This window comes from Methylophilus sp. DMC18, assembly GCF_056314005.1.
In genome coordinates this window covers 12,793-28,313 of record NZ_JBQUZE010000005.1, presented here as the reverse complement: position 1 = coordinate 28,313, position 15,521 = coordinate 12,793, and the positions used below count along the sequence as shown (strand labels likewise).

The following is a 15,521-nucleotide window of genomic DNA, read 5'->3' as shown; positions in this document are numbered from 1 at the left end:
AGCGGCCTCGCCCGGGAACGCTTCTGCAGCCACAAAACTCGGCAACGAAGTGCCGAAACAGAATATCCACCCTATCCACAAAGAATGATTTCGTATCATTTCTCATTATTCCATGAAAGCATTTTGTATCGCCCGGCGCACAACCCTACCCAAAGCGCCATCAAATATCTTCTGAATACTGCCAGGCAGCAAACCCGTTATCGACAAATGCCTCGACAGGCATATCATCGCTGAGCAACAGCGCATCATCATTCTGGCTGTTAGAGATAAACATCAAGCCCACCGCAAAAAAGATAGAGAACGCGGCCATCCCGGCGACACGGGGATGCCCCCATGAAGCCCATGACAACACATCCGACCAACCGGAACGGGCCTGATGCGCAGCTGCATGTTGCGCCAAAGCAGCCTGACGGGCCTTCGCCAATCGGTCTTGCACTGCGGCAGACAGCGGCCGATCATCCTGCTTGAGTGCCTGCACCCCTTCGCGCAGAGGGGTGGGCAAGTCATCATCCACGTGACGTTGTATCCTCATGCCTTACTCCTTGTTTGGCAGTTTCCGGCGACCAATGCCGGCCTGCTCCATTAACGTTGATAACGCACTGACTGCTCTGGAGCAGTGCGTTTTAACACTTCCTTCTGAACATCCCATCACCGACGCTGTTTCAGCAACGTCTAATTCCTCCCAATAACGCAGGACGAAGGCTTCCCGTTGACGTGCCGGTAATTTTGCCAGGGCTTTTTCAATCAGGCGAATCACTTGTGACCGCTCGAGTTGCTCGGCAGGATCCCCTTCCTGGGTTTCCACCTCTATCGTTTCAAGTGGGTCATAGTCTTCATCCTCTTGCGAGCCGAGTGACGAAAACAGGCTGGTCCATAAGTTACGCACTTTCTGCCGCCGCCAGTAGTCGCGCATGGTATTTTGCAAAATGCGCTGAAACAACAAGGGATACTCTTCAATCGGCTTGCTGGCATATTTTTCAGCCAGCTTCATCATGGCATCCTGCACGATATCCAGTGCGGCATGATCGTCACGCACCGCATACGCCGTTTGCCTGAAGGCCCGTTTTTCAACCTGGCGTAAAAAATCCGATAGTTCTTGCGCACTCGCCACTACAAATTCCCATTCCCGCGATCGTCAGTTTCTCATGCTGACAAAGGTGCCATTTTTGCGACATTGTTGTGAGTGTTTATCCGTCTAAAACAAATATGCACGGTTTTATCTCCCTCTGACAGGGAGTATATCAGTTTTAAATTTAATTACTGTTAGAATAAGCCTGCGAATTGCCACGTGATAACGGCCACAAGCTCAATAGCAAAAGCACACTATTTATGCTCACAATTAAAAAATAATGTTTATGCCTTGTCCAGTAAATTGCCAAGTAGTGCAAGCCGCCGCTCGGCAACCCTGCGTTTTTTCTGCGTGCGACTTATGATGATCAGCACGATTGAAAGAACCCCTGATATCCAGCACTTGCGCCTGTACACGCTCTTCAGGCTCGGAGCCTCGGGCATGTTGTTTGGCAGCCAGTTGTGGCCATTTTTTCGCAATGCCCCGGCAGAACCCTCGCTCACCTTTTGGGCATTGCTGCTATTCTTTTTGTACGCGATTGCTGTCAGTGTCAGCTTTGAGTCCCTGCAATGCAAGCAAGGGCTAGCCGTCAAGATCCAGACTAGCCTCGACATTGTTTTTATCGTGCTCATGCTGCATTTTTTACCTGGCAACCAGAGTGCGATTGGGTTGCTGCTCATCATCAATATCATCTTTGCCGGGCTGATCAGCGATGGCCGCTTTGCCATGTTTTATGCGGCCATTGCCACCATAGGCATTCTGCTCGAGAACACTTTTCAGCTGTTAAACCGCAACGTGCCCATGAACGATTACAGCAATGCAGTGCTGTTGTCATTGAGTTGCTTTGCCACGGCCTGGCTGGCACAAACGCTGACTGCACGCATGCAAAGCAGTGAAAAGCTGGCCAGCCAGCGTGGGCGTGATATTGAACATTTAGCCAAAACTAACGCCCTGATCACGCAAGAAATGCCTAACGGGGTGCTGGTGATAGACCAGCACCAGCAGCTCAAACACTACAACCTGCAAGCCTGCAAGCTGCTGGGGTTGGAAGAATCACAAATGCTGGCAGCGCTGGAACTCTCCACCCCGGTGGAGCAACTGATTCCGGCAATCATGCAATTATTGCGTACGACGTCCTCGGCCAAACTGGCCTCGCCAGATGCCACCAAGCTCAGTATCAACAATCGCGACCTCGGTATCCGCTTTCACGCCATCTCAGAAAATGCAGACAATGGTGTGGTGATTTTTATTGAGGACTGGTCACAAATACAAACCCAGGCCCACCAGGTAAAACTGGCAGCACTGGGCAGGCTGACAGCGAATATCGCGCACGAAATCCGCAATCCGCTCAGTGCGATTAGCCATGCGACGCAACTCATGCAAGAAGACTCGCAGCAGCCTGGCACGCAGCGCATGCTGCAAATTATTTCTGACAACGTGCAGCGGCTGGACCAGATTATCAAGGATGTGCTGGAGTTGAACCGGCGCGACCGCACCAATCAGGAAAAATTAAATATCAACAGCTTTGTGCTGGAGTTTTATCAACAGTTTTGTGCGGTAGAAAAGATTGCCCTGAGTGATTTCACACTCAGTTTGCCTGCAGCAGAGACCGGCATTATTTTTGATCGTCGACACATCAACCAGATTTTATGGAATCTGTGTAAAAATGGATGGCGGCACAGTCAGCAACAGGCACAAAGCCTGCAACTGAGCGTCTTGAGCGATAAAAGCGGACAGTTTATTCATCTGCTGGTCAAAGACGATGGCCAAGGCGTGGACCCGAAAATTCAACCCCACTTGTTCGAACCGTTCATGACCACGGAGAAAACCGGGACAGGGCTGGGCTTGTTTATCGCAAGAGAGCTGGCTGAGGCCAATGGCGCAAAATTAAGTTATACCACGGGGGCCGGTGGCACCCAATTTTCACTGACAGTTAAAAAGGCAATTGTTTAAATGGCAAACACTTATCGTTGTCTGGTAGTTGATGACGAAACCGATATTCGCGAACTGGTCGTCCTGACACTGGAACGTATGGGCATACAGGCCGAGAGCGCCAGTACCGTCACCGATGCAAAACATATGCTGCAGTCTTTCAGCTATGACTTGTGCCTAACCGATATGCGCCTGCCGGATGGCTTGGGCCTGGAACTGGTACAGCACATCAATGCACAATTTCCGGGGCTGCCCGTCGCGGTAATTACGGCTTATGGCAGTGCAGAAAATGCGGTTTCTGCGCTCAAGGCCGGGGCCTACGACTACATCACCAAACCGATTTCACTCAAACAGTTGCGGCCATTGGTCGAGTCTGCGCTCAAGCTTTCCTCGCAAAAAGAATCTCAAGGAGCCAACACCGTCGATTTGATTGGGGCGTCTCCGGCCATGGGCTATGTCAGGACCATGATTGCCAAGCTGGCACGCAGCCAGGCCCCTGTTTACATCAGCGGGGAATCAGGCAGTGGTAAGGAGCTGGCCGCACGCCTGATCCACCAGAACAGCGCCCGCAAGGACCAGTCTTTTGTAGCAGTTAACTGTGGCGCCATCCCCGAGAACCTGATGGAAAGCGAATTCTTTGGCTATAAAAAAGGGGCTTTTACCGGCGCCGTTCAGGATACGCAAGGCCTGTTTCAGGCCGCCAGTGGGGGCACATTGTTTCTGGATGAAGTAGCCGACCTACCGCTGGCCATGCAGGTGAAACTGCTGCGCGCGATTCAGGAGAAAAAAGTCCGCGTGGTGGGGAGCACCATTGAAGAAGCGGTGGATGTACGCATCATTTCTGCCACGCACAAAAACCTCAATGCCATGATGGAAAAAGGCGAATTCCGGCAGGATTTGTATTACCGGCTCAATGTGATTCAGCTCAAAATGCCGGCCTTGCGTGAACGCCCCGAAGACATTCCGGAGCTGACAGAACGTTTGCTGACCAAGTTGTGCCAGACACAAGGCATAGACATCCCGGTGATTGCCGATGATGCCAAAGTATTTATTCAGCAACTGCCCTTTCATGGCAATGTCCGTGAACTCGAAAACATGCTGGAACGCGCACTGGCGCTATGCGATGGCCAGACCATTACGGTAGAGGACTTGTCGCTGGAGGACATGCCGGCGCAACTGAGTGATCGCCCGGTGTTGCCCTGGAAGGCCCCTGTATTGGAGCGTGCCAACGAACCCGTGGCGAAAGCGGCTGACGTGGTCCCGCCAGCCAGCACCGCACCCGCGACGGCCCCTGGAACCATGTTGCCGATGGATGTGAGCTTGTCTGATTATCTGGAAGACATTGAAAAGCGCACGATTCTGCAAGCCCTGGAGAAAACTAACAATAATAAAACTGCGGCGGCCAAGTTACTGGGCATCAGTTTCCGCACTTTGCGCTACCGTTTATCCAAGCTAGGATTATCGAAAGAGCAAGACGCGGACCTGGACGACGCAGACGGCGACGAAGAGTAAAACAAAAAGACGACCAGAAGGTCGCCTTTTTTCATCCAGTCAGGGTTAGCTTAATACAATCGCCAGATAGGCCAGGTAGAACAGGCCGTTGACAAGCAGGTGCCATACCAGCAAACCACCTTTGGCAATGCGGTACCGCACCCAGATGGCCGCCAGCAAGGTGATCAGGATGCCGAGCGCGACCTCTTGTCGCGGAGACCAGTCAGTCAACATAATGCCGATTGCCGGCAACAAAGTGCCTTGAAACACCATGGCACCCGTAATATTGCCAAACGCCAGCGTGTCTTTGCCTTTGCGTATCCACAAAATGCTGTTCACCTTTTCGGGCAATTCAGTAGCAATCGGGATAATCAGCAAAGACAGCAACAAGGCTGACACGCCCAAAATGGCGGCCGCAGTTTCCACCTCGTTGATAAAGCCTTTGGCACCGACGATAAGCAAGCCCAAGCCAAGCAACAATTGCAGCAGAATGGTGACCATGTTGGTGGGCAAGCCCAACCGGGATAACATCATGACATCCTCGGCCTCCGTCGCGTGCCCCTCCTCCACCAGGCCTTTAGACGCCTTGATGGTCATTAGCACATACACAAAGTAGATCAAAATCATGAGGATACTGATCGCGTAGCGCACCATGGGGACGGTGTGCGGAATAAACATGGCTACTGTGGCAAAGACAAATGCCAGAATAAAGAAATTCAGATCACGGATCAGGCCGGTACGCTCGGGACGGATATGACCGTGTGCGCCACGACGCTTTAAGACTGAAAAAGCCATCAAACTGATAGATAAGGTTGCCAGCATCAAGGGCGCGCCCAAAATGGCACCCACCCCGATGTCATTGCCGGCATGGCTATCGCCCGTGGAGGACGTATACGAAAAAATCGCCAGCAATGGCACCAGCGTCTCTGGCAACGCAGTCCCCACCGCCGCAAAAATTGAGCCTGTCACGCCTTCAGAAATCCCCAGGCGCTCCCCCAAATGTTCCAGCGCGTTGGTAAACACCTCTGCTGCCACTAAAATCAACACCAGCATCAGCAATAATTGTAAAAAAACCATACCTGTCCCTGTCTGGCGGTCATGAATCCTGCATGCGTCCACCGCCCGATCCGCATGTGCATGCCAAAGGTGTGCACGCGGGCGAAATCATAACGCAATTCGGTCAAATTCACCTACAATGTTTATATGTCACGCTACTTGTCACCCATGATAGAAATTGATCATGCTGGCTTTGCCAGTCATGCGCGCATCATCACCTCGCCCAATCAGGACGACAGGCCTGAGCATGCAGCCATCGACATGATCGTGATTCACAACATCAGCCTGCCACCGCAACAATATGGCGGCGAGGGCATTACACAGTTATTCACCAATCGGCTGAATGCGGACGAACACCCTTACTACGCAGAAATTGCGCAGCTCAGAGTGTCTTCACATTTTCTGATCCGCCGTACCGGTGAGCTATTACAGTATGTGAGTTGCGCGCAGCGGGCATGGCATGCTGGCGTTTCACAATGGCAAGGCCGCGAACGATGCAACGACTTTTCAGTTGGTATTGAACTGGAAGGCTGTGATATTGAGGCGTTTGAAGATGCGCAATATGTCACCTTGCAAGCCCTGGTCAAGGCGCTACAGCAACGCTATCCCATCCAGCATATTGTCGGCCACGCTGATATCGCACCGGGGCGTAAATCCGACCCCGGCCCTTTTTTTGACTGGCAACGTCTGTCCACGACTGGCTAGCGGACGGGTTTCTCACCGGACCTATCCAGACTGACCGCCATCACCCCTGCCAGCACCAGCAGGGTGCCCAGCCCCTGTATCCAGGAGAGATGCTCGCCCAGAAACAGGTAGGCAAGCATAATGGTCGAAACCGGGCCTATCGCACTGATCAGCGAGACTTTGCGGCTCCCCAATTGCTGGATGCCGAGATTCATCAACATCGAAGGTAGAACAGTCGCCACCAGCGCCATCAACAAAGCCAACCAGTAAACGGCCTGCGGGAATGAGACCACCTTTTCGTATGAACCATTGCAGGCAAAATGTGTAGCGCTAGCGAGCGCGGCCAGACCCATGGTCAACGCAGTAAAGCGGCTGGCCCCCAACTTGGGAATCAGTTGCCCGCTCACCAGTAAATAACCGGCATAGACAATCGCACTAAGTAACACCAGCCCAACGCCATACAAGGTGTCTGCAGAATCGAATCCCGCCAGCGCCACATCATGCCAGACCACCAGCACGACACCTGCATAGCTGGTCACCATGGCAAACCACTCACGCCGGGTAATCTGGTGTTTAAGAAAAATCGCACTCATCACAACGACCAAGGTTGGGTATAGGAATAAAATGACTCGTTCCAGCCCTGCAGAGACATAACGCAAGCCTTCAAAATTAAGCCACATCGACCCATACCCACCAGCCATCGCTAACAATGCCAGCTTCCACCAGTCATGGCGCGCCATACGCACAGGCGTGCCTTGGCGCATAGCCCACCAGCCAAGTGCAGCGAAGAAAGGAATAGCAAACGCCATCCGCAAGGAGATCAAGGTCGCTGCATCTACATGATAGGCATAGGCCAGCTTGACCATAATCGCTTTTGACGAAAAGGCCACGGAGGATAACAGTACCAATATGGCACCGTAATAGGGGTGTGTCGCGTCTTTCATATGTGCCCTAAAAAGGGCTCGCCGGGAGGGAGGAACAACAGATCAACCGCGGAGAGCCCGCGGTTGCATGAGATTTACGACAAGCAGCAACCGCGGCACGCTGTGGCGACCAGCCACAATGCCTTTCGGTGCATTGCCAACACAATAGTTGAGAAAAATTGCTTGTTCATAAGGTTGGGCAATTTACGTGGATTGGCAAAAATGGTCAAGCGTCTTGCGATACACCGACGATCATTGCCTGATATTGGGTGATTGGCACGATAGCTTCAACTCAAGGCAAGCGACTTTTGCAAAGTGATCAGCTGCATGTTGTCGACCTTGGCCTGCCACATCTCTGGCTGGTAAGGAAACGGCCGGACCTCCCCGGTCGGCTGATAACCCAGCCGCTGATAAAACGCGATTAACGCCTGCCGCAGACTGACAACCGCCATTTGGCTGGCACGCACCTGCCAATGCTCCACCGCCCATTGCTCAGCCGCCAGAATCACTGTTTTGCCATACCCGCGGTTCTGCGCAGTCGGCTCTACGGCAATCATGCCCAGATGCACGGTCTGCTGTACAGCATGCCATTCGGCACACAGCGTCACCGTCAATTGTGATGCCAGCCAGCCTGTGAGTATCTGAATATCATCCCGTGCGAGCAAACTCAGCACTTCCGCTGACGTGGTACGCTTGCCATCGAGAAGATCAGCCTCCGTGGTCCACCCCGCCCGGCTGCTCTCGCCGCGATATGCACGATTCACCAGTGCCGCGATGCTGTCGGCCTCCTGCGCTTGCGCAGGTCTAATCACTAACTCAGTCATGACCTTATTGTGCTAATTTTTCAATGCGATGTTGTACCACCAAACTGCCTATCATATCGCCCTCGACATTCACGGCAGTACGGACGGTATCGAGCAAGCGGTCTATAGGCAACAAAATGGCAATGGCTTCAGCCGGCAATCCTACACTTTGCAACACCATCACCATGGTCACCATGCCCGCACTGGGAATCCCGGGGGCCCCCATGGCCGCGATCATGGTGGTTAAACACACCACCAACTGCTGCCCCAGCGACAAATCAATCCCGGCCAGTTGTGCCACAAACAAGGCCGCCGCCGCCTCATACAGGGCTGTGCCGTCCATATTCATGGTTGCCCCTAGCGGCACCACAAACCCGGCAATCTCAGGCTTCACATGCATGTTTTGCGTCGCACACCGCATCGTCACCGGCATGGTCGCATTGCTAGAACTGGTGGCAAATGCCGTCACCAATGCCTCCCTGGCTTGCCGCAAAAACCACACGGGATGTTTGCCTGTAAACAGAAACAACAAGACCGGTAAAATAATCACGCCATGAAACAAGGTCGTCCCGGTCACCACCAGCATAAACTTGGTCAAAGAGGTAAACAGGCTCATATCCTGCGTTGCGACCAGCTTGAATAACAGTGCAGCAATCCCCCATGGTGCCAGCCGCATGATCCAACCAATCATCTGCATGCTTAGACCCATGCCCTCTTCAAACAACGCCAGCCATTGCGGATAGCGCTCGGACGCCATCACCAGCGCAATGCCCAAACACATGGCATAAGCAACAATCGCCAGAATATTACCCTCGGCCAGCGCCTTGAAGGGATTCATGAATATGCCGTGCAAAAACTGTGTGAAAAACTCGGGCAGGCTCATCTGCCTGGATTCAAACTGCTGCATGGCATGCGAAAACATTTCAAGATGCAGCCCTGCCCCCGGTTTAAAAAGATGACTCGCAGTCAACCCAATCACCACCGCGATGATGGTCGTGGTAGCAAAAAACAGCAAGGTCGTTTTCCACACCACATCGATCTGGCGATGCTGGCGCAGATTAGCGATGCCAGTCACAATCGCGCAAAACACCAATGGGATCATCACCATTTTCAACAAATCAATGAACAAAGTGCCCACTAAGTTCGCCGCATAAAGCGCCACCCCATGTTCACCGGTATGCGCCAACCAGCCAAAAAAGACACCCCCAATGGCAGCAATGAATATTTGAACGTTGAGGCTGGGGAATTTCATTTTTTTGGCATTTTAAGGGAACAATGGCTTGGAAACATCATACTGCAACTCGGGTGAGTAATCACAGCATTGAAAGGGGAATAGGCTTAATGCATAACCAGCTCTTAAGACAGCCTTATTGCAAGGCCTAAACTTAGCAGACCACTTGGCGTACCGCCAGTAGGTACGCCTTAGCCAATTAAGCAGACTTTTCAAACACCGCCGCAAAAAACCCATCCGTGCCATGCAGATGAGGCAATAATTTCAGATAGTCACCTGTATCCATCGCAATATTTTGCTGGGCTAAAACTTCATTGGCAGGGATGAGTTTGAAGTCAGGGTGTGCAGCAAGAAAGGCTTCGGCGATGGCCTCATTTTCTTCACGTAACAAGCTACAGGTCGCATACACAACGCGGCCACCGGCTTTGCATAGCTTGGCGGCGCGGGCGAGGATATTGGTTTGCTTCACATTGAGCTCAGCCACATCTTCTTCAGCCTGCCGCCATTTTAAATCCGGGTTGCGGCGCAAGGTGCCTAGACCGCTACAAGGCGCATCAACCAGCACGCGGTCAAACTTGCCGTTGAGGCGTTTGAGTTTGAGGTCGTTTTCGTTGTTAATCAGTTGTGCTTGCAGGTTGGATAAGCCGCTGCGTTTGAGGCGCTGGCCGAGATTATTCAAGCGTTTTTCCGAGACATCAAAGGCATAGAGGCGACCGGTGTTTTTCATGAGTGCGCCAAGAGCCAGGGTTTTTCCGCCTGCCCCTGCGCATAAATCTGCCACCATCTGGCCGCGTTTGGGGGCAACCAGATAGCTCAGCAACTGGCTACCTTCATCTTGCACCTCGATTTTGCCTTCGGTAAACAGGATGTGTTTGCCGATATTGAGGCGCGAACCCATGCGGATGCCGACGGGGGAGTATGGCGTAGGCGTGATCACATTATCTTTAACCGTGTTTTCCGCCAACATACGGGCCAGCACTTCTTCGCGGCTGGCCTTGATGGTGTTGACACGCAAATCCAGACTGGCTTGCTCAAACATGCTGCGGCAGATGGTCATGGCTTCTGTCTCGCCATATTGTTCAACCAGCTTTTGCCAGAACCAGTCGCGCACATCGGCCAGCACTGCTGGCGCAAAGCCTTCACTGTTTTTGGCTTTGATGGTGACGGCCCATTCTTTTTGACGCTCGTCGAGCATCTCATCCAAGTCACGGATGCTTTTGCCCTCTATTTTAAGCAGCAGGGCGATAATGAGCTTGCGTGTGTCTTCTTGTTCATCTGGCTCGCCGACACTCACTTCACGCAAATAACGATAGCGGCGCAAGACGCCGTAGGCGGTTTCAGCCACCCAAGCGCGATCTTTGGTGCCCAGCTCGCGATGCTGACGGAAAAATTCGCCGAGCTTGGCATCGGCCGGACTTTCAAATTTCAGCAGGTCGTTTAACAGCATCGCCGTCTGGCGCATCAGGGATTGGTTCATCAGGTTCTTTCAATACTTACGATAGTTGCAATAGTTGCGTTATTCGGCAATCAAGCGCGTGGCCACTTGCTCAATCACCATGCCGTTTTTCTCGAGCTTTTTGATTTTAACCGGCACATAGCGATAGCCGCTGGCCAGCCATAATTCCACTTTTTCATCTGTGTCTCCACGGGTGTGCGCAATATGCAGGGTAGACACAGACTGCTCGGCAATCTCTAACGTCTCCTCGCCTTCAAACACATACTCATATTCGCCCAGCCGACGGCCATTGGTTAATGTCACGCGCATTTCTTGCAGCGGCGGTACAAACATAAACTGATACATAAAACTCAGGATGTCTTGCGTATTGGCGGGCAACTCGCGCTTTTGCTCACCCTTGCTGGTTTTGAGGGTCAATTCACCGATCGCCCAGTTAAAGGTCGCCTCATAGGTTTTGCTTTCACGGCTACCAAACGCATAACGGTAATAGCTAGGCCTGAGCCCAGCGGGCCCCACTTCACCGCGACTTTGCTGTTCAAGCGAGGGGTACAACAATTTTAGCAGCCCCTTGCCCTCAACCAGCCAGCGTAAGGAATAACTTTCTGCAGTCTCGCGCACATATTCAATGCTGGCACTGCCGGCCGGGCGCGACTCGTCATTCACATACACCGCATACTCGGTCAGCACATGGCGATATGGCGGGGCAGGCCGCTCATCGTCCGTTGCCTCTGGATGATCACTGGCATGCCACTCGGCAATTTGTTCTGCCACCGCCTCAGCCTCAGGCACAGCAGGCGCATCCTGAGCTGGCTGACTCACATCTGCTGAGGATGACCCGCTTGAAGCATCCGGCGCGACACGATCAACCTGATCAGTCGCCGGTTCTGAAAGTGGCTGCGCGGAAGAGCGCTTTTTCGCCGCAGGCGCAGAGCGAGAGGCTGGCGCCTCAACCTTGGAAGCGACTGGCGCGGACTTGGTTGGCAACACAAGACGTGCTTGCAATCGCGCTGGCTGTTCCGCTTCTGCCGGTAACCAGCTCCGCCAATTGACCTCACTCAACACCAGCACATGCAACAACAAAGAAACACAGAAAGCGAGTAACAACGGCCACGAAAAATGCTGCGTGATCTTTTCTCGTAACCCTGACGCTGGCATGTTTAAGTTCCCAGCATTGACGGCATCACTGGCCGGTGATGCTGGTGATCACCTGCTCCATCTGTTTGCCATCATCTTGCACAATCAGCTTGACTGGCAGATAGCCTTTTTCTTTGGCCAGGTATAGCGTTTTCTCACCCTCGGTATCCGCCAGTTTGATCACATTAAACGTCCCTGCCTCGGTGACAAGCGGTGTTTTTTCTTCGGTGATCACAAAGGCGTGGGGCGAGAGTTTTTTACCATTTGCCACGTCCAGGCTGATTTGTTTACCTTTAGGGGGCTGCCACATCCAGCAATACATCACACTTAGCAAATCCTGTACGTTTTTGGTCAACGGCACGGTTTCCTGCTCGTCTTTGATTTGCATATTGAGGATTTTTTTCGCCCAGTCAAACTCACTGATCAAGGCTTTATTCGGATGTTTGGATTGGCGTGACTCAAAATGTGCCGGACGCAAAGTATTTGAGATAACCTGGCCTTGACTGGAGAGTGTGCGCTCACCCATCAGCTTGTAAATGCCTTTACCTTCCGCCAGGGAGTTGATCTCGTAACGCCCTGCGGAGACATTGAGCTGATCTTTGATGGTGCCAATACTGACGCCTTGCTGCAACAAATCATAGGTGACGGTCAGTTGCTTGGGCGCAGCAGACAAGCACGGTGCGGCCAACAAGCCTGCAATCGCCAGACAGAACGCTAGATGGCGGCAAAAACGCTGCATGCCAGCCATTACACCACCACGGTTGGGGCTTCGCCCGCTTGCTGTGCGCGAATCTGACCAATCCGGTAAACCGTCTCCCCTGCTGATGCCAGCACGGCTTGCGCCTGGTCTGCGTGCTCTGCCGCCACAATCACGGCCATGCCAATACCGCAGTTAAACGTGCGGTACATTTCAATCGGTTCGATATTGCCTTGTGCCTGCAACCATTGGAACAAGGGCGGCAACGTCCAGCTGGCTTTCTGGATTTCTGCAGTCAGGCCTTCAGGCAACACGCGCGGGATATTTTCGGTGATACCGCCACCCGTAATATGCGCCATGCCTTTGACTGGCAAAGTTTCCAGCAATTTGAGAATAGACTTCACATACAGCTTGGTCGGTGCCATCACCACATCTTTGAATTTGCGGCCATGGAAATCTGACTCCATATCAATCCCGGATGTTTCGATCAGTTTGCGGATCAAGGAGTAGCCATTGGAGTGCGCGCCACTGGAAGCCAGGCCCAGCACCACATCACCGGCACGAATGGTAGAACCGTCAATAATATTGGCTTTATCGACACAGCCAACAGCAAAGCCAGCCAAATCATATTCACCAGCAGGATACATGCCAGGCATTTCCGCGGTTTCACCGCCCACCAGCGCACAACCAGACTCTTCACACCCTTGCGCAATGCCTTTGATCACGGCTGCAGCGGTGCCGACTTCGAGTTTGCCACAGGCAAAATAATCGAGGAAAAATAGCGGCTCGGCGCCTTGCACCAGAATATCGTTCACACTCATGGCCACCAGGTCTATACCCACAGTGTCATGCTTGTTCAACTGAAATGCCAATTTAAGCTTGGTCCCCACGCCGTCAGTGCCCGAAACCAGCACAGGCTCCTTGAATTTTTTTGGCATGGCAAACAATGACCCAAACCCACCTATCCCGCCCATGACTTCAGGACGCAGCGTGCGCTTGGCAAAGGGCTTGATTTGTTCGACCAGGGCATCGCCCGCCTCAATGTCTACACCGGCATCGCGGTAGGTAATGGAAGTTTTATCAGAAGAAGTCGTCAAGATACTCTCGTTTCTTTCAATGCGATTAATTGTGTGACGCACTACCGGCAATGTGCAGATGTTTGCAACAAAGCGTAAGACCGCGTCGAAATTCAGTATAATTTTAAAATAATCATTATTTTAACGCATCTTGCCAGTTCGACCTATGCCGGATTCGCGCATGCGCCCTACCCATGTCAGACCAAGACCATCACAAGTCCATTGCTACCCAGTTTGTCAGTGATCATCGCTGGTGGATTGTGATCGGCATTTTCATTTACCTGTTTTACCTGCTCGAGCCCATCCTCACGCCTTTTCTGGCCGCTGCCGTGATTGCCTATATGCTGGACCCCATGGTGGACAAACTGAGCGAAGCCGGCCTGGGCCGCTGGCAGTTTGGCCGTACCGTCGCCACCTTGCTGGTGATGACTGGCGTCATTTTGGCGTTGATTGGTCTGTTGCTGATCTTGATTCCGCTCTTGCAACAGCAGTCGCAGTTAATCGCGCAACGCTTACCGGTCGTGGTCGATCACTTCCATCAGCAGGTAGAGCCCTGGTTACGCGACAAATTCGGCATCCACCTTGATATTGACAGCAACGTTGTCCAAAAACTGATCAGCGAGCACTGGCAAACCGCAGGCAGCATGCTGGGGAGTTTTTTGCTCAGCGCCGGGCAAAAAGGCCTTAACCTGATTGGCATGTTTGCCAATATTTGCCTGTTGCCCGTGGTGTTGTTTTATTTTCTGCGCGACTGGGATCATATGGTGGCTGAAACCGGCAACCTGATCCCGCGCAACTGGATCGCGCGGGTAAAGCATATCTGTAAAGACGTAGACAGCGTGGTCGCAGAGTTCTTGCGTGGCCAGCTTTCCGTCATGCTGTCGCTATGCGTGTTTTACAGCGTCGGCCTGTGGCTGGTGGGGCTGGATATGGCGCTCTCCATCGGCATGATTGCAGGCTTGTTAAGCTTTGTCCCCTACCTGGGTTTTGCCTTGGCCTTTGTGATGGCAGTCTTGCTCGCATTGTTACAGTTTGCCTCACTAACAGAAGTTGTCCCGGTCCTGCTGGTATTTGGCGTCGGCCAGTTTGTAGAAAGCTTTCTGCTTACGCCTATTTTGGTGGGCGACCGCATTGGATTGCACCCGGTCATCGTGATTCTCGCATTAATGGCGGGCGGGCAATTATTTGGGTTTGCCGGCGTATTGCTGGCGTTGCCGGTGAGTGCCGCAATTGCCGTAGGCTTGCGCCATACCAAACAAAGTTATTTGCGTAGCGAAACCTATTTGAATAGCGAGCCGAATCTGATCCAAACCCTGGATGAGTGATCCCTCGCGATAAGACTGCCGTGAAACAACTGCTACTGAATATTCAGCCGCCGGCCGCGCCCGGTTTTGACAACTTTATTGTGGGCCAAAACCAAGAGGCGCTGGCCAGCTTACATGCCGTGCTGGCCGCACAAGCCCCCACCCGATTTCTTTACCTCTGGGGCGAATCTGGCAGTGGTAAAAGCCATTTATTGCTGGCCGCACAAGCCCTGGGAGCGCATATTGCCGATGATGTGCATCTGCTGGATGAAGAGTCACAAATCATTTTGTTTGATACTTTTAACCAGATCAAGGCGGAAGGCGGCATGCTGGTGACCGCTGGCAGCCATGCGCCCACCCAGATGGGCTTGCGTGATGACCTCGCGACCAGGCTGGCCTGGGGCTTGGTTTATCAACTACATCCGCTGAGTGACAGTGAAAAAGCGGAGGCCTTGCGTGCACATGCGCATGAGCGTGGCATGAAATTACCCGAAGAGGTGATTGCTTACTGCTTGCGCTATTTGCGCCGGGACTTGCCAACACTGATGGCCGTGCTGGACGCGCTGGATAAATGGTCGTTGACCACCAAAAAGCCCGTCACCGTCGCCATGCTCAAAAAAATGCGTCAGTTGCAGACAACGCGGTAATCAAACACAAGACGGGCA

At 52.7% G+C, this 15,521-nt stretch carries 15 protein-coding genes; 5 read left to right on the top strand and 10 right to left on the bottom strand.

The annotated features are described in order from the left end of the window. Positions 1 to 160 precede the first annotated feature (160 nt). Together ACT53G_RS11710 and ACT53G_RS11705 are read right to left on the bottom strand one after the other, a co-directional pair. Complete coding sequence (locus tag ACT53G_RS11710; RefSeq protein WP_194749808.1) at positions 161 to 532, bottom strand: DUF3619 family protein; 372 nt, start codon at positions 530 to 532, stop codon at positions 161 to 163. 3 nt (positions 533 to 535) lie between these two features. Then, the gene (locus ACT53G_RS11705; RefSeq protein WP_476156412.1) at positions 536 to 1,111 is read right to left on the bottom strand and encodes an RNA polymerase sigma factor; all 576 of its coding nucleotides are present in this window, start codon (positions 1,109 to 1,111) and stop codon (positions 536 to 538) included. Positions 1,112 to 1,429: 318 nt separating this feature from the next. On the opposite strand from ACT53G_RS11705, the gene ACT53G_RS11700 reads away from it, so the two are divergent. Continuing rightward, positions 1,430 to 3,022 (top strand): two-component system sensor histidine kinase NtrB, encoded by a 1,593-nt coding sequence (locus tag ACT53G_RS11700; protein WP_476145299.1) that lies wholly within the window; start codon positions 1,430 to 1,432, stop codon positions 3,020 to 3,022. Continuing rightward, the gene (locus tag ACT53G_RS11695; RefSeq protein WP_476156410.1) at positions 3,023 to 4,513 is read left to right on the top strand and encodes a sigma-54-dependent transcriptional regulator; all 1,491 of its coding nucleotides are present in this window, start codon (positions 3,023 to 3,025) and stop codon (positions 4,511 to 4,513) included. It abuts the gene before it with no gap. Between the two features lie 45 nt (positions 4,514 to 4,558). Here ACT53G_RS11695 and ACT53G_RS11690 read toward each other — a convergent pair whose 3' ends face one another. Next, positions 4,559 to 5,569 carry a sodium:calcium antiporter gene (locus ACT53G_RS11690; RefSeq protein WP_379073389.1) on the bottom strand — a complete coding sequence of 337 codons (1,011 nt, stop codon included), beginning with the start codon at positions 5,567 to 5,569 and terminating at the stop codon, positions 4,559 to 4,561. A 126-nt stretch (positions 5,570 to 5,695) separates the two neighbouring features. Between ACT53G_RS11690 and ampD the strand changes: the two genes are divergently transcribed. Beyond that, positions 5,696 to 6,253 carry a 1,6-anhydro-N-acetylmuramyl-L-alanine amidase AmpD gene (gene ampD, locus ACT53G_RS11685; RefSeq protein WP_476156408.1) on the top strand — a complete coding sequence of 186 codons (558 nt, stop codon included), beginning with the start codon at positions 5,696 to 5,698 and terminating at the stop codon, positions 6,251 to 6,253. On the opposite strand, the gene ACT53G_RS11680 is transcribed toward ampD, so the two are convergent. From ACT53G_RS11680 to purM, 7 genes are all read right to left on the bottom strand, one after another. After that, positions 6,250 to 7,176, bottom strand: a complete 927-nt coding sequence (locus ACT53G_RS11680; RefSeq protein ID WP_476156406.1) for a DMT family transporter — start codon at positions 7,174 to 7,176, stop codon at positions 6,250 to 6,252. The genes ampD and ACT53G_RS11680 overlap by 4 nt on opposite strands. 266 nt (positions 7,177 to 7,442) lie before the next feature. Further along, a complete protein-coding gene (locus ACT53G_RS11675; RefSeq protein ID WP_476156404.1) occupies positions 7,443 to 7,979 on the bottom strand; it encodes a GNAT family N-acetyltransferase in 537 nt (178 codons plus the stop codon). Between the two features lie 4 nt (positions 7,980 to 7,983). Further along, positions 7,984 to 9,210 (bottom strand): dicarboxylate/amino acid:cation symporter, encoded by a 1,227-nt coding sequence (locus ACT53G_RS11670; protein ID WP_476156402.1) that lies wholly within the window; start codon positions 9,208 to 9,210, stop codon positions 7,984 to 7,986. 178 nt (positions 9,211 to 9,388) lie between these two features. Continuing rightward, entirely contained in the window at positions 9,389 to 10,666 is a 1,278-nt protein-coding gene (locus ACT53G_RS11665; RefSeq protein WP_476156400.1) for an RsmB/NOP family class I SAM-dependent RNA methyltransferase, read from the bottom strand. A 39-nt stretch (positions 10,667 to 10,705) separates the two neighbouring features. After that, a complete protein-coding gene (locus tag ACT53G_RS11660) occupies positions 10,706 to 11,800 on the bottom strand; it encodes a DUF3108 domain-containing protein (RefSeq protein ID WP_476156398.1) in 1,095 nt (364 codons plus the stop codon). A 25-nt stretch (positions 11,801 to 11,825) separates the two neighbouring features. Continuing rightward, positions 11,826 to 12,527 carry a DUF3108 domain-containing protein gene (locus ACT53G_RS11655; protein ID WP_476156396.1) on the bottom strand — a complete coding sequence of 234 codons (702 nt, stop codon included), beginning with the start codon at positions 12,525 to 12,527 and terminating at the stop codon, positions 11,826 to 11,828. Beyond that, entirely contained in the window at positions 12,527 to 13,573 is a 1,047-nt protein-coding gene (gene purM, locus ACT53G_RS11650; protein ID WP_445241978.1) for a phosphoribosylformylglycinamidine cyclo-ligase, read from the bottom strand. The genes ACT53G_RS11655 and purM overlap by 1 nt, the downstream gene beginning before the upstream one ends. Before the next feature lie 173 nt (positions 13,574 to 13,746). Here purM and ACT53G_RS11645 point away from each other — a divergent pair, with 173 nt between their 5' ends. Continuing rightward, positions 13,747 to 14,877, top strand: coding sequence for an AI-2E family transporter (locus tag ACT53G_RS11645; RefSeq protein WP_379073381.1), 1,131 nt, complete (start codon positions 13,747 to 13,749; stop codon positions 14,875 to 14,877). Positions 14,878 to 14,897: 20 nt separating this feature from the next. After that, positions 14,898 to 15,503 carry an HdaA/DnaA family protein gene (locus ACT53G_RS11640; RefSeq protein WP_476145310.1) on the top strand — a complete coding sequence of 202 codons (606 nt, stop codon included), beginning with the start codon at positions 14,898 to 14,900 and terminating at the stop codon, positions 15,501 to 15,503. Positions 15,504 to 15,521: the final 18 nt, after the last annotated feature.